Source organism: Mycobacterium sp. UNC410CL29Cvi84 (genome assembly GCF_000686745.1).
Classification (GTDB): Bacteria; Actinomycetota; Actinomycetes; order Mycobacteriales; family Mycobacteriaceae; genus Mycobacterium; species Mycobacterium mucogenicum_B.
The window spans coordinates 370,660-390,184 of record NZ_KK366011.1; the positions used below are offsets into that span (position 1 = coordinate 370,660).

A 19,525-nucleotide genomic window follows, 5' to 3' on the forward strand; every position below is an offset into this window, starting at 1 on the left:
CGGCACTCAGGGCGGCCGTTTACGCTGGCGTGAATGGAGAGCTTCTCGCCAGCGGTGCCGCCCGAGATTCCCGGTGTCCCTTCGGCTGTCGGTGTCGAGTTGCCGCCCGGGCCGGTGCCCGGGCGGCCGTATTCGTTGCCGCTGGATCTGCTCACCGAGCAGTACGGCCCGCTGTTCTACGCCGACCTCGGGCCCGGCAGGCGGCTCTATGCGTGCTCGCTGGCCCTGGTCGACGAGCTCTGCGACGAGACCCGGTTCACCAAAGCGCTGACGGGCCGGTTGGCCCGGTTCCGTCCCGTGGTCGGCAACGGACTCTTCACCGCCTACCCCGGCGAGGAAGGCTGGCAGGAAGCCCACGACGTCCTGATCCCCGGCTTCAGCTTCAGCGGCCTGCGCAGCTACCACCCGGCCATGCTGGACATCAACCGGCAGCTCCTCGCGCAGTGGGACGCGGCCGTCGGCACCCGCACCGTCGACGTCGCGGGGGACCTCGCCAAGCTGGCCATGGACACCGTCGGCCTGGCCGGCTTCGGGGCCCGCTTCGACTCCTACCAGCACGAAGGGCTCGCCGACATCCCAGCGAGTTTCGCGGCCACGCTGAACCAGGTCCTGCTCGGACCCAACGCCGACCAGGCGGTGTTCGAGACCGAGCGCGGCAAGCTGTTCAGCTTCATCACCGACCTCATCGGCCGGCATCGCGCGGGGGAGGTGGACCTCGACGACCTCCTGGCCCTGATGCTGCAGCCCGGTCCGGACGGCAAGCCGATCCTGGACGACAACAGCATCCGCAACCAGATCGCCACGTTCCTGGTCGCCGGCCAGGACACGACGTCGATCCTGATGCCGACGGCGCTGTACAGCATCGTCAAGAACCCGGCGGTGCTGCACCGGGCGCAAGCCGAGGCGGACGCGGTGTTCGGCCCCGACGACGACCATGTGCCGGCGTTCGACGAGATCGGCAAGCTCACCTACATCCGCCAGATCATCGACGAAGCGCTGCGTCTGTCCCCGCCGGTGCGGGAATTCGATCGAATGGCCTTGGCAGACACCGTCATCGGAGGCCAGTACCCGGTGCGGCAGGGTGAAGCCGTGACGGTGCTGACGTCGTCGCTACATCGGCAACCAGAGTGGGGCGACAACGTCGAGATCTTCGATCCGGACCGGTTCGGGCCTGAACGGGCCGGGCAGCGACCGGTCAACCTGTTCAAGCCGTTCGGCACCGGCGCGCGGTCGTGCATCGGCCGCCAGTTCGCGCTGCACGAAGCGACCATGGCGATCGCGACCCTGGTGCACCGCTACCGGTTCGTCGACGTCGGGCACTACACCTTGCGAACTCACAGCGACGTGTTGCGCAAGCCGGAGGGCTTTCACGTGCGGCTCGTCCGCCGAACCCCGGAGGAGCGGCGGCAGGCTCCGGCGGCCGTCGCGGCCGCGCCGGTGACGCAGTCCCGTGCGGCGGTGCCGCCCGGCACGAAACTGCTTGTGCTGCATGGTTCGAACCTCGGAAACTGCCGGTCGTTGGCGCAGCAACTCGGCGATGAGGCCGTCGACCTCGGCTACGAAACGACCGTCGCCGCACTGGATTCCGCAACCGCGGCACTGCCGGACCAGGGCGCCGTGGTGATCGTCGCGGCGTCGTACAACGGGATGCCGACCGACGATGCCCGGGCCTTCGTGGACTGGCTGGATGGATCGACGGATCAAGTACCGGCGGTGCCGTACGCGGTTCTCGGTGTCGGAGATCGCAACTGGGCCGAGACGTACATGGCGATACCACGACGGATCGACGCCCGGCTCGCGGAACTCGGTGCCACACAACTGATTCCGATGGCCGAAGCCGATACTTCGGGCGACTTCGCCGGTGTGGTGGAGGATTTCTCGGTCGCACTGTGGAATGCGCTCGGCGGTGTCTTCGGCGCCCTCGTCGCCGACGAGCCTGTGGCCGACGAGTCGCTCTACGATCTGCGTGCCATCGACGGGCCGGTCACGGCCGCGATCGATGCCCGCCATCAAGTCCAGCCGGCGACGGTGCTGGACAACATTCCGTTGGTGGACACCGGGTCCGAATTCGGACAGGACAAGAGGCTGATCCGGATCGCGCTGCCCGACGGCGTCGACTACCAGACCGGCGACCACCTGACCGTATTGCCGGACAACAGCCCCGCCCTGGTGGACGAGGTCGGTGAGCTGCTGGACCTGCGCCTGGATCGCCGCATCTCGATCAATCCACGGCGCAGTACGCGGCGGGCCATCCCGATTGACCGGGAAGTCACTGTGCGCGAACTGCTTACGCACTTCCTCGAACTCCGCAAGCCGGCGACCCGCAGTCAGCTGCTGCGGCTCGCGGCCGCCAACCCGTGTCCACCGGAACGTGCCGCGTTGACCGCCCTGGCCGACGACCCCGAGGCCCGCGCGTTGAGCATCACCGATTGCCTGGCAGAGTTCCCGGCCACCAAGCTGAGCCGCCAAGAGTTGTTGGAGCTCTTCGAACCCATGTCCCCGCGGCACTATTCGATCGCCACCTCGTCTCGCCGCCGGGTCCGGGAAGTCGAGTTGGTCGTCGGGGTGCTGGAAGGGCCGGCCCGGTCGGGCTCCGGTGTCTTCCGTGGCGTCTCATCCAGCTATCTCGCGGGTGCCGTTCCGGGACAGCAGATCCGGATGCGGGTCGATCCGGCTCGGCAGGCCTTCCGTGCCGGTGCCGATCCGATGCGCAACGTCATCCTGGTCAGCGCCGGGACGGGTGTGGCCCCGTTCCGGGGATTCATCGGAGACCGGCTCGGCGCATTGGAAGCCGGGGAGCCGTTCACCGCCGCGCTGTGCTTCTTCGGCGTGCGGCACCCCGACGTGGACTACCTGTTCCGCGACGAGGCCGAGGACGCCGAACGTCTCGGCGTCGTGCGGATGCGCCCGGCGTTCTCGCGGGCCGGTGATGAGGTCAAGTATGTGCAGGACCGGATCGCCGCGGACGCCGACGAGGTCTGGGACATGCTCGGAAACCCGGACAACGACACCCACGTCTATGTATGCGGCGACGGCGCCCGGATGGCCCCCGCGGTACGCGCGGCGTTCCAGGACATCTACCGCAGCAAGACCGGCGCCGACGACGACGCCGCTCGCGCCTGGCTGGCCGGACTGGTCAACACCGACCGTTACGTCGAGGACGTCTGGGCCGGCTGACCCGTCCTGCCGCGAAGGGCGGTCAGCCCACGCATGCTGTGGTAGATCACCAGCGCGGCAACGGATCCGAGCGCGATGCCGGTGAACGTCAACGGCCCGGCCTGCCAGGTGAAATCGGCGATGCCGATGATCAGCGGGATGGCGGCGGTCATCTGGTTGATCGGCTGGGAGAAGTCCACGTGGTTGGTCAGCCAGATTCGCACCCCGAGGATGCCGACCAGACCGTAGAGCACGATGGTCGCCCCGCCGAGCACGCCGGGCGGGATCGCGGAGATAGCGGCACCGACCTTGGGGCACAACGACAGTGCGACGGCCACGGCGGCAGCCACCCAGTACGCGGCGGTCGAATAGATGCGCGTCGCGGCCATCACTCCGATGTTCTCGGCGTAGGTGGTGGTGGCCGAGCCACCGCCCGCGCCGGCCAGCACGGTGGCCACGCCGTCGGCCGCCAGCGCCCGGCCCATCAGTGGATCCAGATCCTTCCCGGTCATCTGGCCCACCGACTTCACGTGCCCGATGTTCTCGGCGATCAGCGCGATCACCGCCGGCAGGAACATCGGCAGGACCGCCAGACTGAATGACGGACCGTGGAATTCGGGTAACCCGATCCACGGCGCGGCGGCGATCGCCGCGGTGTCCACATCGCCGAGCGCCAGCGCCAGCAGGTAGCCGATGACCACGGCCAGGAAGATCGCCAGCCGGCCGATGATGCCGCGGAAGAACGCCAGGGTCGCGACCAACAGCACCAGCGTCACCAGCCCGACCAGCGGCCCCTTCTCGAAATTGTGTTTCGCCGCCGGCGCCAGATTGAAACCGATCAGCGCGACGATCGCGCCGGTGACCACCGGCGGCAGCGTCACATCCAGCCAGTGCGTGCCCACCAGATGCACCACCCCGCCGACCAGGATCAGCAGCAGGCCCACGGCGATCAGACCGCCCAGCGCGCTGCCGGTTCCGTGTGCCGCGGTCGCGGCGGTCACCGGTGCGATCACCGAGAAGCTCGAGCCGAGATAGCTCGGCAGTCGGTTTCCGGTAATCAGGAGGAACGCGATCGTCCCGATGCCGGAGAACAAGAGCGTCGTGGCCGGCGGGAAACCGGTCAGCACCGGCACCAGGAAGGTGGCGCCGAACATCGCCACCACATGCTGGGCACCGATACCGATGGTGCGGGGCCAGCTGAGCCGTTCATCGGGGCCGACGACGGCGGCGTCCGGTCCGACCGGCGTCCAGGAGAGCGGAATCATCCGGCCATACTGCCCGACCGGGTTCACTTTCGCTGTCTGTCACCGCCTTTGGACCGGGATGAACTAGCCGCCTGCAGCCAGCACTTTCTCGACCGTCCGCAGATTGCGCGTGGTGGTCGACGACTTGTAGCGCTTCTTGCCCATGGTTTTGCTGATCGCACTGCTCAGGGTGTCGCCGCGCGCCACCTGCCAATACACGACACCGTGACCGCGGCTGATCAATTCGTTGCCCACCGGTTCGAGCGCCGCCAGCTCGTCCAGGACAGCGGGGTCACTGACGAATGTGATGTAGGAATGGTGGCCGTCGACCTCACGCTCGAAGGGGTAGTCCGCCGAGATGGTCCGGAGTTCCTCGATGGGGTACACCAGCACCCAGGCGTCGTAGCCAAACGATTCCCGAAGCGCCGCTTCGGCTTTCGTGCGCACCGTCGCCGCCTTCGCGGCGCTGGACAACACCACGTTGCCACTGGCGAGCAGCGTCTTGACGTCGTCGAAGCCGGCCTCGCGGAAGGCGGCGGCGACCTCCGCCATCTTCAGATTCACGCCGCCGACGTTGACGCCGCGCAGAAACACCGCGTAGCGCGTCATACGAACTCCGTCATGACACCCAATGGTAGGCAGTTGCCCCGTACGCTGGGTCCCATGACCCGTCAGGTCTTCGAAGACAAGCTGCTCGCGCTGATCAGCGACAATTCGCTGGGCGTACTGGCCACCATCAAGCGCGACGGTCGACCGCAGTTGTCGAACGTGTCCTATTACTTCGACCCACGGGCCGTCACCATCGGGGTGTCGGTCACCGAACCCCGGGCCAAGACGCGCAATCTGCGGCGCGACGCCCGGGCGTCGATCTACGTCCGATCCGACGACGGGTGGGCGTACGCGGTGGCCGAGGGGGACGCGGTGCTGAGCCCGCCCGCCGCGGCACCCGACGACGACACCGTCGAAGGCCTGATTACCTTGTACCGCAACATCTCCGGCGAACACCCGGACTGGGACGACTATCGCCGGGCGATGGTGGCCGACCGCCGGGTCCTACTCACCATGCCCATCACTCACTTGTACGGGCTGCCTCCGGGCGTGCGCTGAACGCGCTAGTCTGCGTGCATGGCCGAGAACTCCGCCGAAGGTTCAGCATCGTCCGACGAGACCAAGCGCAAGTTCCGCGAGGCGCTCGAGCGTAAGAAGGCCGGTTCCGCCGGCGGCACCGCCCACCGGGACGGCGGGGCCAAGCAATCGAAGTCGCACGGCGCGGTCGGCGGTGGGCGCCGGGAGTTCCGTCGTAAGAGCGGATAGTACCGGGTGACGGTGTTCGCAGCCGTCACTGCAGTCACCGGCTGTCTTGACCCATACGACTTCGGAACCCGGTATCGCCAGTGATATCGAGTTCCGAAGTCATGTCGGCCATCTCAGAGCGGTGCCCCGGCGCCGCATGGGCATCGGTCACGCCGTTTGTCGGGCCAGCAGCCGAGCCGCGAGCAGCGCCGCCAGCATCACCGAAACACACTGCAGGCCGGTGTCTTTCAGGCCCCAGCCGACTGACGCCAGGGTGGCGGCGCCGGCGATGACCAACAGTGTGCCGACGGTCGCGCTGCGCCAACCCGGTGCCGAGACCCGGCCGCCGTCCCACAGCGGCAGCGGGTTGTTCTCCAGCGGGCGCAGGAACAGGAACAGCCCGGCGACCAGCGCCGTCATGATCGTCATCTGGTAGACGCTCAAGACCAGGAAATGCGGCTGGCCGGGGTAGCGGGGCAGGCCCGCGAGGTCGAAGGCCAGGTGCATGCCGAGCAGGGCGGGCATGTGCCACAGGTACAGCGTCATGGCGCCGGTGTTGCCGATCACCGCGAGGCGCCACACCTGCGGTCGGGCGGCCCAGCGGCTGATGGCCGGGGCGGCCGCAATCGCGAACGCGCACATCATGATTGCGTGGCCGGCCAGCAGCAGCGACGGCGGCGTCATGTTCTTGATGTGCTGCGTCTCGATGCCGACGAGGCTCAGCTCATACGGGCCGATCCAGACCAGCGCCACGTTGACCGCCAGCATCCCGAGGCCCACACGCAGGGCGGCCGTGGTGGTCAGCAGCCCACGGCGATACGCCACCCCGAGCATGCCGGGGATGAGCCACACCACGAAGTTCAGGTAGCCCAGCGCGGCCCAGGCGTGGTCGTTGATGCGGATGGCGTCTACGAGCGCGACCAGGGCGTAGGTGCCGGCCACCGAGGCGATGAGCCGGCCGAGGGTCGTGATGCGCGCCAGCAGCGGCACCGCGGCCAGCACCAGCACGTAGGCACCCAGGAACCACAACAGCTGCGTGCTGATGCCGGCGACGGGTTCGTAGACGTGGATCGGCAGCAGCGGCTTGAGGATCAGCAACGCCGCGGCCCAGAAGGCCAGGTAGTAGAACACCGGCCGGTACAGCCGGGTGCAGCGCTTGAGCAGCCATCCGCCCCAGCTCGTCCCGCTCCCGTACGAGCCGACCGAGGCCGCGACGCCGGCGAAGAAGAACAGCGGCATGATCTGGAACACCCAGGTCAGAGCCTGGAACACCACGGACGTGGTCAGCAGGTTGCCCCAGCGGAAGACCGCGTCGTCGATGATGCTGGTCGCCATGATCGTGTGCCCGGCGACGACGCCGACCAGCGACACGATGCGGATGACGTCGATGGCGCGGTCACGGTCGGCCGGCGTGCGCTGCGCGATCTCGGCAGCAGAAGGAAAGACGCGGGTGGTCATGCCTTTGAACGTAAGGGCCCGACCCCTAGGTATTGCTACTCAAATCAGGCTGACCTGCGGCGTTCCTGCCAGAGAACGGCGGCCAGGCAGACGGCTGCCAGGACCGCGATGATGACGGCGAAGCTGACCCCGGCCGCCTGCAGACCCCACCGCTGCGCGGCGAAGCCCAGGCTGACAACCGGCAGCGAGATGGCCACGTAGGCCACGACGAAGTACGTCGAACTGACTTCGGCGCGACGCTCGGTCGCGGTGCCTTCCACGACGGCCGCCAAGCCCCGGCTGAAGCTGATGCCCTGCCCGATGCCGGCCACGACAGCGGCGACCAGCAGGCCGGCCAGCGATGAAAATTGCAGGGCCACAGCCAGAATCGCCATCCCCGCGACCAGGATCGCGCAGCCCAGCGCGACGGCCCGCGGGGGATGCAGGCGCCGCCCGGCCAGTTGCGCGGCGGCGGAGGCGGCGAAGATCGATGCCGCGACAGCACCGCCGACGGCGTGGTTGTCGATGCCGATGACGCTGCTGACGAACGACGGTGCCACCGCCGTGAACAGGCCCATCACCGCGAATCCGGCGAAGGCGGCAGTGGCCGCGAGGACGAAGGTGGCCCGGACCTCGGCGGGGACCGACAGCCGCTGGAAACCGATTCGGCCGGTGCGGTTCGACGTTTCGGGGACCAGCCACACCGCGGCGATGGCCAGCACGGCCAGCACGATGTGCACGAGGAACGGCAGTTGCAGCGGGTGCGGCGCGTACTGCACCAGCAGGCCGGCCACGACGGGCCCGGCGCCCAGTCCGCCGATGTTGGCGATGGTGGCGCCGGCCGCGGCCTGCTCGCGCCGGTCCTCCGGCACGGACTCGACGACGGCGGCCGTCGCGGTACCGGTGAAGATGCCCGCCGACAACCCGGACAGCAGGCGTCCCACCAGCAGCAACGGCACGCTGTCGGCATAGAGGAAGACGACGGCGCTCGCGATGGCGGCCACCGCACCCGCGATCAGCACCGGACGCCGGCCGACGGCGTCGGACCACCGGCCGAACAGCAGCAGCGCGGCCAGCACGCCGATGGCGTAGGCCGAGAAGATGACCGTCGTCGTCAGGACCGCGAAGTGCAGTTCGTGGGCGTACAGCGCGTAGATCGGCGTCGGCAGCGTGGTGCCCAGCATGATGGCGGCGAAGGCGTAGGCCAGCAGCGGAAAACCAAGGCGCGAGGTCACGGTTCGAGTCTGGAGCACGGGTAAGGCAACACGGGCAAGACCCGCTGGCATTCCGTGGCGCTCATCGGACGGTGCGCGGTGGTGCGGGAGACGTCACGACGATCACCTCGGCGGTCTCGTCGCCGACCTGGCGGAGCTTGTGCTGCGTGGCCGCGTCGAAGTAGGCGCAGTCACCTGTGGACAGCTCGACGAGGCGGCCGTCGTAGTTGAGTTCGACGGTCCCGGAGTGCACGAACACGAACTCCTGACCGGGATGCGTCGGATGGACATGGGCGGTGAACTGCCGGCCCGGGCGGACGACGAATGGCGACATGGCTTTCCCGAGCATGCCCGCCGCGATCGCGTGGTTGCGGGCGGTGCCGCGGTCGGCCGCGCGCTCGACGGCGAAGGTGGTGACGTCGGGGTCATCGGAAAAGAGTTGTGCCACATCGACATCGAGGGTCCGGGAGATTTTGAGCGCGGCGGCGATCGACGGCACGCTCTGGCCGCGCTCGACCTTGGACAGGTAGCTCTTGGTCAACCCGGTGCCGGCTGCCAGCTCCTCCAGCGTCATCCCGCGTTGCTGGCGCACCGCACGCAACAGGCCACTCACGACGATGAGGATACCGCATTGACTGCATGACACTTTGTGTCCTATGGTCGGCAATGTGTCATTGAGGTGCGGCCACGCACCGAGGCTGAGGGAGGTTCCGATGACCGACACCATGCACGATTCCAAGATTGAACTGATGCAGCGCGCCGAAGACGGGCTGAACCGCCATATCGCGGAGTCCGACCTGACGGTCCGCGAGAAGCTGGCGCTGACCTGCCGGGCGCTGTTCGATGCCGGCCACGATTCGGGCCTGGCCGGGCAGATCACCGCCCGCGCCGAGGAGCCCGGCACGTACTACACGCAGCGGCTCGGGCTGGGCTTCGACGAGATCACCGCGGGCAACCTGCTGCTCGTCGACGAAGATCTCAACGTCCTCGACGGCGGTGGAATGGCGAACCCTGCCAACCGTTTTCACTCCTGGATCTACCGCGCCCGGCCAGATGTGAACTGCATCGTGCACACGCACCCGTTCCACGTCGCGGCGCTCTCGATGCTCGAAGTGCCCCTGGTCGTGTCGCAGATGGACATCGCGCCGCTGTACGACGACTGCGCCTTCCTGGCGGACTGGCCGGGCGTGCCCGTCGGCAACGAGGAAGGCGAGATCATCTCCGGTGCGCTGGGGGACAAGAAGGCGATCCTGCTGGCCCACCACGGTCAGGTCGTCGCCGGCGCCAGCGTCGAGGAAGCCTGCTCACTGGCCATGCTCATCGAACGCGGCGCCAAGCTCCAGCTGGCCGCCATGGCTGCCGGCACCATCGCTCCGCTGCCCGACCGGCTGGCCCGCGAGGCCCATGACTGGACGCTGACGCCCAAACGCAGCGTCGCCAACTTCGCCTACTACGCGCGCCGTGCCCTGGTGCGCCACCCCGACGCCCTCGACCACTGACCAACTCTGGAAAGGACCTGACCCATGACCGAGACACCCAGGATTCACGGCATCATCGCCTACCCGATCACCCCGTTCACCGCTGACGGCGGCTCCGTCGACACCGAGACACTGGTCGCCGTCGTCGAACAACTCATCAGCACCGGCGCGCACGCCATCGCTCCGCTGGGCAGCACCGGCGAATCGGCGTACCTCACCGAGGACGAGTTCGACGCCGTCGTCGACACCACGGTCCGTACCGTCGCCGGCCGCGTCCCCGTCATCGTCGGGGCCTCAGACCTGACCACTGCCAACACCATTCGGCGCGCGCGGTACGCGCAGCAGGCCGGCGCCGACGCGGTGATGGTGCTGCCGATCTCGTACTGGAAGCTGAACGAGCGCGAGATTTTCCAGCACTACGCCAGCATCTCGGCCGCCGTCGACCTGCCGATCATGGTCTACAACAACCCCGCCACCAGCGGCATCGACATGGCGCCGGAACTGCTGGTGCGGATGTTCAACGACATCGACAACGTGCGCATGGTCAAGGAATCGACGGGCGACCTGACCCGGATGCTGCGCATCAAGGAGCTCTCCGGCGGGGCGCTGCCGTTCTACAACGGAAGCAATCCATTGGTGCTCGACGCGCTACTCGCCGGTGCGTCCGGATGGTGCACGGCCGCACCGAATCTGCGCCCGCGGCCCTGCGTCGAGCTGTACGACGCGGTGCGCAACGGTGATCGGGTGCGTGCCCAGGAGATCTACGACGAACTCGCGCCGCTGCTGCGCTTCATCGTCGCCGGTGGTCTGCCGACGACCGTCAAAGCCGGGCTGGATCTGCTGGGGCGCAATGCCGGTGATCCGCGTCCGCCGCTGTTGCCGCTCGACGAGGACGGCCGCGCCGAACTCAAAGGCCTGCTGGCCAGTGCGTGAGTGCGGTTACTGAACCGGGCAGGCGTACTTGCGGGCCACGTCCATCACGCGCTGCTGCGCGCCGGGCCCGATGACGCCCTGTGCGGCCAGTTCGAGATTGATGTAGCCGGGGATGCCGCCGATGCACGCCTGGTGCGCCACGCGCCAGGCGGTGTCGGGGTTGAGGTTGTAGCCGTTGCGCTCCAGGCCCTGCAGGTACTGGTCGAATTCCGGCGTGCCCTGGTCGGGTATGGCGCTGGCCGCGCCGGCCAGCGCCACTGCGGCAGCCACCGCCGCGAAAAATGCCGCGACTGTACGTCTCATGTCCGTCCCCCTACAGGCATGTCCACCGGTTATCGGCTTACACGTTCGCATATCGCGCCGACGCAGAAACTACGAACCGTCGTAATCGGGGTGCGCTCACCAGAGTCCTAGACTGACGTGATGTCGAAGCTGCAGCTGGTTCAGGAGCCGTCCGCCGACGCACTGCTGGAGTCCAACCCGTTCGCACTGCTGGTCGGGATGCTCTTGGATCAGCAGATTCCGATGGAAGTCGCGTTCGCCGGACCGAAGAAGCTCGAGGACCGGATGGGCTCGCTCGACGCCCGCGAGATCGCCGAGTACAACCCTGACAAGTTCGCCGAGCTGTTCGCGCAAACCCCTGCGGTGCACCGCTTTCCGGGCTCCATGGCCAAGCGTGTGCAGGCCCTGTCGCAGGTGATCGTCGACGAGTACGACGGTAACGCCGCGGCCCTGTGGACCACCGGTGACCCCGACGGTAAAGAGGTGCTGCGCCGGCTCAAGGCGCTGCCCGGATTCGGCGAGCAGAAGGCCAAGATCTTCCTGGCGCTGCTCGGCAAGCAGTACGGCGTCACGCCCGAGGGCTGGCGCGCCGCGGCCGGCGACTACGGGAAGCAGGGCACGCACATGTCCGTCGCCGACGTCGTCGACAAGGGCTCACTGGATCAGGTTCGTGCCTACAAGAAGCAGATGAAGGCAGCGGCGAAGGCCGCCAAGGCCTGAGCGCTCGACGCGATCAGAGCGGCGGACCGTCGAACCGCTCGCGGGTGGCGAACTCCGAAACCGGACGCCGGGTCAGCTTCGTCACCTGCTTGACCGGCTTGCCCAGCGGCAGCATGCACGCCACGGCGTAGTTGTCGGGGATGCCGAGCAGTTCGCGCACCTTGGGCTCCTGCGCGACCACCATGGTCGTCAGCACGCCGCCGTAGCCCTCGTTGCGCGCGGCCAGCAGGATGCCCCAGACGAACGGGTAGATCGACGCGCCGCTGATCACGCCGATGCGATCCAGGTGCTGATCGAACGCCGCCGCCACACCGAGATCCAGGCACACGACGAGCACGACCTCGGCGCCCAGCAGCGTCCCGGTGACCATGCCGTCGGGGACCGGCGTGGCCTCGACGACCGCGGGGTCAACACCACAGGGCTGCAACGGGTTCCACGGTCCTTCGCCGGCGGCGATCTGCGCGATGTACTGCCGGGCGCCGGGCTTGGACAGCTCGCCCAGCTTCTTGCGGGTTTCGACGTCACGGACCGCGATCACCCGCGCACCCTGACGGTTGCCGCCACTCGGGGCGAAGCGCGCGTTGTCGAGGATGCGCTCGAGCACCTCGTCGGGCAGGGGCTCGCCGCTGAACTTGCGGACAGCCCCGGTCGTGCGCATGACGTCGTAAATCTCCATACCGACCATCATGCGTATGGGATGGTGATGTGTATGGCTAAGACACACTTGAATTGCCCCTGCGGCGAGGCGATTTCCGGCAGCGACGAGGACGATCTGGTCGAGAAGACCCAGGCCCACCTCGCCGAGCAGCACCCCGGTCGCGAGTACGACCGCGAGATGATCCTCTTCATGGCTTACTGAGCCACCCAAAAAGCGAGCGTGGCTGCCGTTGGGGGGTAGCCACGCTCGCTGCTGTGTAGTCGGGTCGTGTCCGGCCGTCATACTGGCGACCGTGACGCCGAGAAAGGCAGGGGAGCCGACTCCCGAGCGGGGCTGGCTGACGCCGAAGCAACAGCGGGCCTGGGTGGCCTACATGCGGGTACAGCTTCGGATGAACTACGAGATGAACCGGCAGCTGCAAGCCGACTCGGGGCTCTCGCTCGCCGACTACGACGTGCTGGTCGCGCTCAGCGGCGACGACGGCGGCGGCCTGCGGGTCAGTGACCTGGCCGCGCAGATCGGCTGGGAACGCAGCCGGCTCTCGCATCAATTGCGGCGCATGGAAGAACGCGGCTTGACCGAGCGCCGCCCGAGCACCGAGGACGGCCGCACGACCAACGTTGTGCTGACCGTGGCCGGGCGGCGGGCGATCGCCGAAGCCGCACCCGCGCACGTCGATCTGGTGCGGAGTCTGTTCTTCGATCCGCTGCCGGAGAACCTGCTCGGACCGTTCACCGCGGCGCTGGAGCACATTCACGTCAACCTCGATCACAACAGCTCGCTCCCGCCCGCACCGGGCTAATTTTAGGTGATAAATCACTTATAAGGAGCCTCATGAGCGAAGTTATCGCCCGTTTGATGGAAGCCAATCTGCTCGCCGTGTTCGATGAACGCGATCCACAGCTCCGTGCCGCCGCGATCGCGGAGACCTACTCGGACGACGTCACGTGGATCGATGACGACGGCATCACCGTCGGCCACGAGCAGTTGAATGCCAAGGCGGCTGAGCTGCAGGAAAAGCTGACCGGCTTGCACTTCGTGAAGGCCGGCCCGGTGCGCCAGACACGCGGTCTGGGTTTCCTGGCGTGGGAGGTTCGCGCGCCGGACGGTGTCACAGTGGCATCGGGTTTCGACGTCGCAGAGATCGTCGACGAGCGTATCGTTCGGCTGTGGACCGTGCTGAATGCCGTGGAATAGGTGATACATCACCTATGTTGTGACTGCCGTACAGCACACAACAGTGAGGACAACGATCATGGGACAGCTCGACGGCAAGACGGCACTGGTCACGGGAGGAACGTCGGGCATCGGCCTGGCGACCGCAAAGCGCCTCGCGGACGAGGGCGCGTACGTCTTCATCACGGGACGTGACCGCGCGCGGCTCGACGAGGCCGCTGCAGCCATCGGTGCGCACGGTGTCCAGAGCGACATCAGCAAGCCCGAGGAACTCGACGTCCTGGCCGCCGCGATCGCCGAGCACGGCGCGGGGCTCGACGTCGTCTTCGCCAATGCCGGCGGCGGCGACTTCGCCACCCTCGCCGATGTGACACCGCAGCACTACCGCGACAACTTCGACCGCAACGTGGCCGGCACGGTATTCACCGTGCAGAAGACGCTGCCGCTGCTCAATGACGGCGCGTCGATCATCCTCGCCGGCTCCACCGCCGCGTCTGAAGGTGTTCCGGCGTTCGGGCTCTACGCCGCGTCCAAAGCTGCCATCCGGTCGCTTGGTCGCACGTGGGCGGCCGAACTCGCCGATCGCAACATCCGGGTCAACACCGTCGTCCCGGGCCCGATCGAGACCCCTGGACTGACCGGCTTGGCACCGGCCGAGCAGAAACAGGATCTGCTTGACGGCCTGGCTGCCCAGGTACCGCTGAAGCGGTTGGGCCGCCCCGAGGAGATCGCGGCCGCGGTGCTGTTCCTGGCTTCGGACCAGAGCAGCTTCATGACCGGTGCCGAATTGCCCGTCGACGGTGGCCAGATTCAGCTCTGACTGCCATGTCGGGACGATGCCGTGGGCTGGTTGACCGCGGTATCGTCCCGACGCCACGGCTGGTTTGATCGCCCGAGTACGCGGCTATGCCCCTGGGTATGCACGAGGTTCTGGAACGCGAAGGCAAGTGGGACGTCGATGACCGGTTTCGGTTGCCCGATCTACGCGGCATCGTCGCCGACGCTGACATCGAGCACGACACCGTCGACCTCACCAGCGACTACTACGACACCAGCGACCGTGACCTACTCGCGCACCGCGTCCAGTTGCGTCGCCGCTCCGGCGACGCTGACACGGGGTGGCAGCTGAAGGTCCCGGCGGCCGATGGGCGCGTCGAACTGCACTGGACGTCCACGGAGAAATTGCCCGATGCGGCCGCCGAACTCCTCAGTGGCATCAGCCTCGGCAAGCAACTGGCGAGCATCGCCACGATCCACACCGTCCGAGATCGGTACCGGCTGGCCGAGCCCGGATCCGGCGAACTCTATGCCGAAATTGCCGACGACTCGGTGCGCGCATCGGCGAACGAGCGGCTGCTCGCTTGGCGCGAGGTCGAGGTTGAACTCGGGCCGCACACCCCGTCGATTCCGAAGCGCCTCATCCGCCGTCTGAAGGCCGCGGGCGCCCGGCCGTCGCGCTTTCCGTCGAAGCTCGCCCACGTCCTGCCGCAGATCCGGTCCGTCGAGCGCGTGTCGCCCGCGGCGCGCGCATTGCTCCGCTACCTCGACGCCCAGATCGACCAGATCGTGTTGGGCGACATCGAATTACGGCGTGGGCAGGATCCCATCCACGACACGCGGGTGGCGATCCGGCGGCTGCGGAGCACGCTGCGGGTGTTCGGCAAGCTGCTGGATCAGACCTCCGTCGAGCAGCTCGACGAGGACCTGCGATGGTTCGCCGGGCTGCTCGGCGAGGTCCGCGACTGTCAGGTGCAACAGCGCAGATTCACCGAAGCGCTCGACGAGTTGCCCGAGGAATTGGTCCTGGGTCCGGTCCGGGCGCGCATTCGCAATGAGTTGCAAGCGATCGAGTTGCCCGCCCGTGTGCGCGTCACCGAGGCCATGGACTCGCCGCGGTACCGGGCGATGATGACGGTGCTGCGGTCATGGCGCACTGCGCCGCCGGTGGATCTCGAGACGCGCATCGGCGAACTCGTCAAGCGGGCACGTAAGGCCCAGCGGAAAGCCGATCGACGGCTCGTCGCAGCGCTCGGTGGCGATGATTTTGACTCCGCACTGTTGCATCGTGCCCGCAAGGCCGCCAAACGCGCCCGGTATGCCGCGGAGCTATGCCGGGATGTCGGCGGCGCCAAGCAGACGAAGCGAACGGTCAAGCACTACAAGCAGTTTCAGTCGGTCCTGGGCGATCATCAGGACACCGTGGTCGCATCTGCCCTGTTGCGCCGCTTGGCGCTGGCGAGTGGCACGACGGCCGGCGAGAACGGCTTCACCTTCGGCCTGCTGTACGGCCGCGAACAGCGGGTAGCTGACGCGTGCCGACAGCAGGCGCGAGAGATGTTGTGATTACGGCACCACCGACGAACCGATGGTGGGCATGAACTGGCACTGCTTCTCGGTCGTCGTCACCTGACCGAAGATGGTCGACATGATGCTGCCCGAGCCGGTGTCGACGATGGCGGTCAGCGTCGTCGGGCCCTGCGGGTTGATGTCGGCCTGCGGCTTGAGGGTCGCACTGCCCGACTTGCCGGTGGTCAGGTTGACCCAGGTGACGTTCAGCGGCAGCTTCTGCTCGGCGGCGGGGCCGGGCGTGCCCACCGCGGTGAACACGTAGGCGGTCTGGCCGGGGCCGGGGCCCGGGGTCGGAATCTTCGCGGGACCGGCGACGCTGATGGCCGTCGCCAGGATGTTGCCGCCGTCGGCGCCGCAGCCGTTGCTGATCGACGGGTACATGAAGTCCTGCGTGATGGGCGTGCCCGGGCCGAACGCGCCGGCCGGCGCGGGCGCCGGCGCCGCAGCCGGGGCGGCGTCGGGAGCCGGGACCGTCGCGGCGGCCTGGGTGACCGGAGCGGCGGCCGGCACGGCTTCAGGGGCCGGAGCCGGAGCCGGCGCGGGTGCCGGAGCGGGCGCCGGAGCAGGGGCTGCGGCGGGCGCAGGTGCGGGTGCGGCTTCGGGGGCCGGTGCCGGTGCGGCCTCGGCCACCGGGCCGACGGCGTGCACCGGGTCGACGCCCGCGGGCAGGTGGGCCTCGGCGCCCGGCACCGCGCCGGGAGCCGGCACGTGGTTCGCGGCCGGGTCGGCGGCGAACTGGTTCACGGCGTTGGCCAGATTCTTCGAATCCGACGGTGCCGCCTTGTTCCCGGCGAATGCCCGGGCTGCTGCCATGAGCAGCTCCGCGGCGCCCGCCGGGTCAGCGGCGGCCTGCTGGATCACCGGGGCGAGAGTCTGCATGGCCGGCAGGCCAGGAGCCTGAAGGCCATCGATGGGCAGCGGCAACGGCAGTGGCGACGCTGGATCAGCGTGCGCGACGGTGGCCGCGCTGATCGTGAGTGCGACGGACGCGCCGAGTGCGACGAACAGCTTCCTCGATTGCATGACTCTCTCCCCGGTTTCGTATCGGTTATCTGGTTACGGCGCGGATCACGGCAAGCCGGAGGTGATGACCGGCGCGAGGCTGGTCAGGCTCATGAGTCCCGGCACGACGCCCGGGATGGCCTGTGCTGCCGGTGCGGCAGCCGCCACCGCGGCGGGTGCGGTGGCGAGCGGCGACGCCGCAGCCGGAGCGGCAGCCAACGGAGCGGCGAGCGGAGCCGTGGCGGCGGCCAGCGGTGCGGCAGCGGCCGGAGCAGCGGCAGCCAGCGGTGCGGTCGCGGCGGCGAGCGGTGCAGTCAGCGGCGAGGTCGCAGCGGTTGCGGCGGTCGCAGCCGGCGCGGCGGCAGCAGCGGGCTGCGGCAGCAGGTTCGCCAGCGGGGTACCGGCCGGCAGCAGCGAGGTCAGGTCACCGGGGAAGGCGACCTGCTTCGGCAGCGGCACGGGCGAGCCCGGAATCTGCGGCAGGTTGATGTTGGCCGACGGGATCAGGCCCTGGGCCGGAGCCGGCGCAGCAGCGGCAGCCGGGGCAGCGGCCGCCGGTGCGGTGGCGCCGGGGACCAGGTTCTGGGGCAGGGTCACCGACGCGGTGGCGGCGGGAGCGGCCGGTGCGGCGGCCGGCGCGCCCGAGGTCAGGGCCTGGGTGACACCCGACAGCGCCTGGACCGGAGCCTGGGCGAGTTCGTTGACCAGCGGCGTGCCGGGCACGACGGGGGCCGGGGCCGCGGGGGCCGGGTCGGCGGCGGCGACCGCGCTCAGCGCGATCGCCACCGGCACTGCTCCGGCGGCGGCAATCATGCTGGTGGCCAGCAATTTTCCAGTGGTGCGTGTGCGCATTTTGGGGGTCCTCCCGGTCCAAGTCGTGGCGCGTCATCACCGAAGCTATTCAGTTACTGGTGTTACTCAAGTGACACGTGTGGCATTTATAGATCCGTTACTGATCGGAAGGCGAAGGGTGACCGACCGTTACAGTCATGCGATAAACACCGCCACGCGATCAGTTCTCCGCTGGGCGCCGCTGATGCTGGCGCTCAGCGTCGCTGCGCGCTTCGCTTGGACCTACCTGGTGCCCAACGGAGCCAACTTCGTCGACCTCCACGTGTACGTCGGCGGCGCGGCGACGCTCGGCAGTGGCCACCCGCTGTACGACTACGTCTACGCCGACCAGACGCCCGACTTCCCGCTGCCGTTCACCTATCCGCCGTTCGCGGCGGTGCTGTTCTATCCGCTGCACTTCGTGCCGTTCGGTTTGCTGGCGTTCTGCTGGCAGGTCGGCATCATCGGCGCGCTCTACGGCGTGGTGTGGATCAGCTTGCGGCTCATCGGTTCTGCTGATCCCGCGCATCGGCTGGCCATGGCGTGGACGGCCGTCGGCATCTGGACCGAGCCGCTGCGCAGCACGTTCGACTACGGGCAGATCAACGTCATCCTCGTACTGGGCGTTCTCTACGCGGTCTACAGCACCCGCTGGTGGTGGTCCGGTCTGCTGGTCGGTCTGGCCGCCGGGGTGAAGCTGACACCCGCGGTGACGGGGCTCTATTTCCTGGGCGTCCGCCGGTGGGGTGCTGCGGTGTTCGCGGCCGTCACCTTCGCCGGCACTGTGCTGGTGTCGTGGCTGGTACTGCGTGGTCAGGCGCTCTACTACTTCACCGACCTGCTCGGCGACGCCAACCGGATCGGTCCCGTCGCGACGTCGTTCAACCAGTCCTGGCGCGGCGCGATCTCACGAATCGTCGGCCACGACGCCGGTTTCGAGCCCGCGGTGCTGATCGCGGTGGTGCTGACGGCCGTGCTGGCGGTGTTCGCCTGGCGCGCCGTCTACGGTCCCGACCGGCCCGACCGACTGGGTGCGCTGCTCGTCGTGCAGTTGTTCGGACTGCTTTTCTCGCCGATCTCGTGGACCCACCACTGGGTGTGGCTGATCCCGCTGATGATGTGGCTGTGGCACGGGCCGTTCGCGGCGCTCGCTTCCGCGCGGGTCTTGCGCTGGACCTGGCTGGTGCTGCTGCTCGTCGGCGTGCCGTGGCTGCTGAGTTTCGCGCAGCCGACGATCTGGGTGATCAGCCGTCCGTGGTACCTGGCGTGGGCGGGGCTGATCTACCCGGTGATGACGGTGGTGACGCTCGCGTGGATGGCTAGACGACGAGTCCGTTGATGTCCGTGGCCATCTCCACGTCCTTGTCGGTGATGCCACCTTCGGAATGCGTGACCAGCGTGAAAGTCACTGTCCGCCAACGGATGTCGATGTCCGGATGATGGTCCTTGGCTTCCGCGTGGATCGCCACCCGGCGGACGGCATCGATGCCGTCGAGGAACGCCGGGAACTTCACGGACCTGTGTAGTGCGCCGTCGGCGCGTTCCCAACCTTCGGGCAGTGCGGCGTCTACTTGTTCATCGGTGAGGACGGCCATGGTTTCGAACGTACTCCGGCCCACGCCCCTACGCCGAGAGTGCGGGCTACCGGTGGTGGACCTCGGCGCGTCATCTCGGTAGCCGTCACACTCGACGTGCGGCCGGACCGGCAGCCCACACCTGTCTGTCGATCTGCGTGTGGATAACCGCGTTCGC

22 protein-coding genes are annotated in these 19,525 nt (G+C 68.1%); 12 read left to right on the plus strand and 10 right to left on the minus strand.

Annotation, left to right across the window (positions count from 1 at the left end; all coding sequences use genetic code 11):
- Window positions 1-33 precede the first annotated feature (33 nt).
- On the plus strand, window positions 34-3,177 hold the full coding sequence (locus BR47_RS0128895; RefSeq protein WP_029121604.1) for a bifunctional cytochrome P450/NADPH--P450 reductase: 3,144 nt from the start codon (window positions 34-36) through the stop codon (window positions 3,175-3,177).
- Here BR47_RS0128895 and BR47_RS0128900 read toward each other — a convergent pair.
- Both BR47_RS0128900 and BR47_RS0128905 read right to left on the minus strand, forming a co-directional pair.
- On the minus strand, window positions 3,150-4,421 hold the full coding sequence (locus BR47_RS0128900) for a uracil-xanthine permease family protein (RefSeq protein ID WP_029121605.1): 1,272 nt from the start codon (window positions 4,419-4,421) through the stop codon (window positions 3,150-3,152). The two genes, BR47_RS0128895 and BR47_RS0128900, sit on opposite strands and share 28 nt — an antisense overlap.
- A gap of 63 nt (window positions 4,422-4,484) precedes the next feature.
- Window positions 4,485-5,009 carry a DUF1697 domain-containing protein gene (locus tag BR47_RS0128905; protein WP_029121606.1) on the minus strand — a complete coding sequence of 175 codons (525 nt, stop codon included), beginning with the start codon at window positions 5,007-5,009 and terminating at the stop codon, window positions 4,485-4,487.
- Window positions 5,010-5,063: 54 nt separating this feature from the next.
- Between BR47_RS0128905 and BR47_RS0128910 the strand changes: the two genes are divergently transcribed.
- Window positions 5,064-5,507: a PPOX class F420-dependent oxidoreductase gene (locus tag BR47_RS0128910; protein WP_020099287.1), complete on the plus strand. Its 444-nt coding sequence runs from the start codon at window positions 5,064-5,066 to the stop codon at window positions 5,505-5,507.
- 18 nt (window positions 5,508-5,525) lie between these two features.
- Entirely contained in the window at window positions 5,526-5,714 is a 189-nt protein-coding gene (locus tag BR47_RS0128915; protein ID WP_020099288.1) for a DUF5302 domain-containing protein, read from the plus strand.
- A 147-nt stretch (window positions 5,715-5,861) separates the two neighbouring features.
- Here BR47_RS0128915 and BR47_RS0128920 read toward each other — a convergent pair whose 3' ends face one another.
- From BR47_RS0128920 to BR47_RS0128930, 3 genes are read right to left on the minus strand one after another with little or no spacing between them, the layout of a single operon-like run.
- A complete protein-coding gene (locus BR47_RS0128920; protein WP_029121607.1) occupies window positions 5,862-7,151 on the minus strand; it encodes an acyltransferase family protein in 1,290 nt (429 codons plus the stop codon).
- Window positions 7,152-7,195: 44 nt separating this feature from the next.
- A complete protein-coding gene (locus tag BR47_RS0128925; RefSeq protein WP_051635072.1) occupies window positions 7,196-8,416 on the minus strand; it encodes an MFS transporter in 1,221 nt (406 codons plus the stop codon).
- 10 nt (window positions 8,417-8,426) lie between these two features.
- Entirely contained in the window at window positions 8,427-8,957 is a 531-nt protein-coding gene (locus BR47_RS0128930) for a helix-turn-helix domain-containing protein (RefSeq protein WP_029121609.1), read from the minus strand.
- A gap of 100 nt (window positions 8,958-9,057) precedes the next feature.
- Between BR47_RS0128930 and BR47_RS0128935 the strand changes: the two genes are divergently transcribed.
- Both BR47_RS0128935 and BR47_RS0128940 read left to right on the plus strand, forming a co-directional pair.
- Window positions 9,058-9,843 (plus strand): aldolase, encoded by a 786-nt coding sequence (locus BR47_RS0128935; protein ID WP_029121610.1) that lies wholly within the window; start codon window positions 9,058-9,060, stop codon window positions 9,841-9,843.
- 24 nt (window positions 9,844-9,867) lie between these two features.
- A complete protein-coding gene (locus tag BR47_RS0128940) occupies window positions 9,868-10,755 on the plus strand; it encodes a dihydrodipicolinate synthase family protein (RefSeq protein WP_029121611.1) in 888 nt (295 codons plus the stop codon).
- Between the two features lie 6 nt (window positions 10,756-10,761).
- Here BR47_RS0128940 and BR47_RS0128945 read toward each other — a convergent pair whose 3' ends face one another.
- Window positions 10,762-11,058: a hypothetical protein gene (locus tag BR47_RS0128945; RefSeq protein ID WP_020099294.1), complete on the minus strand. Its 297-nt coding sequence runs from the start codon at window positions 11,056-11,058 to the stop codon at window positions 10,762-10,764.
- A gap of 120 nt (window positions 11,059-11,178) precedes the next feature.
- Here BR47_RS0128945 and BR47_RS0128950 point away from each other — a divergent pair, with 120 nt between their 5' ends.
- Entirely contained in the window at window positions 11,179-11,757 is a 579-nt protein-coding gene (locus BR47_RS0128950; RefSeq protein ID WP_029121612.1) for an HhH-GPD-type base excision DNA repair protein, read from the plus strand.
- A gap of 13 nt (window positions 11,758-11,770) precedes the next feature.
- Here the strand turns inward: BR47_RS0128950 and BR47_RS0128955 are convergent, their stop codons facing one another.
- Window positions 11,771-12,433 carry a nitroreductase family protein gene (locus BR47_RS0128955; RefSeq protein ID WP_029121613.1) on the minus strand — a complete coding sequence of 221 codons (663 nt, stop codon included), beginning with the start codon at window positions 12,431-12,433 and terminating at the stop codon, window positions 11,771-11,773.
- A 33-nt stretch (window positions 12,434-12,466) separates the two neighbouring features.
- On the opposite strand from BR47_RS0128955, the gene BR47_RS32890 reads away from it, so the two are divergent.
- The 5 genes from BR47_RS32890 to BR47_RS0128980 all read left to right on the plus strand — a co-directional run bounded on the left by BR47_RS32890 (window position 12,467) and on the right by BR47_RS0128980 (window position 15,934).
- The gene (locus BR47_RS32890) at window positions 12,467-12,616 is read left to right on the plus strand and encodes a DUF1059 domain-containing protein (RefSeq protein WP_081831433.1); all 150 of its coding nucleotides are present in this window, start codon (window positions 12,467-12,469) and stop codon (window positions 12,614-12,616) included.
- A 172-nt stretch (window positions 12,617-12,788) separates the two neighbouring features.
- Window positions 12,789-13,217, plus strand: a complete 429-nt coding sequence (locus tag BR47_RS0128965) for a MarR family winged helix-turn-helix transcriptional regulator (protein WP_502685836.1) — start codon at window positions 12,789-12,791, stop codon at window positions 13,215-13,217.
- 32 nt (window positions 13,218-13,249) lie between these two features.
- Complete coding sequence (locus tag BR47_RS0128970) at window positions 13,250-13,612, plus strand: nuclear transport factor 2 family protein (protein ID WP_029121615.1); 363 nt, start codon at window positions 13,250-13,252, stop codon at window positions 13,610-13,612.
- Window positions 13,613-13,670: 58 nt separating this feature from the next.
- Window positions 13,671-14,411: an SDR family NAD(P)-dependent oxidoreductase gene (locus BR47_RS0128975; RefSeq protein WP_029121616.1), complete on the plus strand. Its 741-nt coding sequence runs from the start codon at window positions 13,671-13,673 to the stop codon at window positions 14,409-14,411.
- A gap of 98 nt (window positions 14,412-14,509) precedes the next feature.
- Window positions 14,510-15,934 (plus strand): CYTH and CHAD domain-containing protein, encoded by a 1,425-nt coding sequence (locus tag BR47_RS0128980; protein WP_029121617.1) that lies wholly within the window; start codon window positions 14,510-14,512, stop codon window positions 15,932-15,934.
- Here BR47_RS0128980 and BR47_RS0128985 read toward each other — a convergent pair whose 3' ends face one another.
- Together BR47_RS0128985 and BR47_RS0128990 are read right to left on the minus strand one after the other, a co-directional pair.
- Window positions 15,935-16,963 (minus strand): Rv1157c family protein, encoded by a 1,029-nt coding sequence (locus tag BR47_RS0128985; protein WP_029121618.1) that lies wholly within the window; start codon window positions 16,961-16,963, stop codon window positions 15,935-15,937.
- Window positions 16,964-17,008: 45 nt separating this feature from the next.
- Window positions 17,009-17,794, minus strand: coding sequence for a hypothetical protein (locus tag BR47_RS0128990; protein WP_353583010.1), 786 nt, complete (start codon window positions 17,792-17,794; stop codon window positions 17,009-17,011).
- A gap of 184 nt (window positions 17,795-17,978) precedes the next feature.
- Between BR47_RS0128990 and BR47_RS0128995 the strand changes: the two genes are divergently transcribed.
- A complete protein-coding gene (locus tag BR47_RS0128995) occupies window positions 17,979-19,112 on the plus strand; it encodes a mannosyltransferase (RefSeq protein ID WP_036427990.1) in 1,134 nt (377 codons plus the stop codon).
- Here the strand turns inward: BR47_RS0128995 and BR47_RS0129000 are convergent.
- Window positions 19,093-19,368 carry a 4a-hydroxytetrahydrobiopterin dehydratase gene (locus tag BR47_RS0129000; protein ID WP_020099305.1) on the minus strand — a complete coding sequence of 92 codons (276 nt, stop codon included), beginning with the start codon at window positions 19,366-19,368 and terminating at the stop codon, window positions 19,093-19,095. The two genes, BR47_RS0128995 and BR47_RS0129000, sit on opposite strands and share 20 nt — an antisense overlap.
- Between the last annotated feature and the right edge of the window lie 157 nt (window positions 19,369-19,525).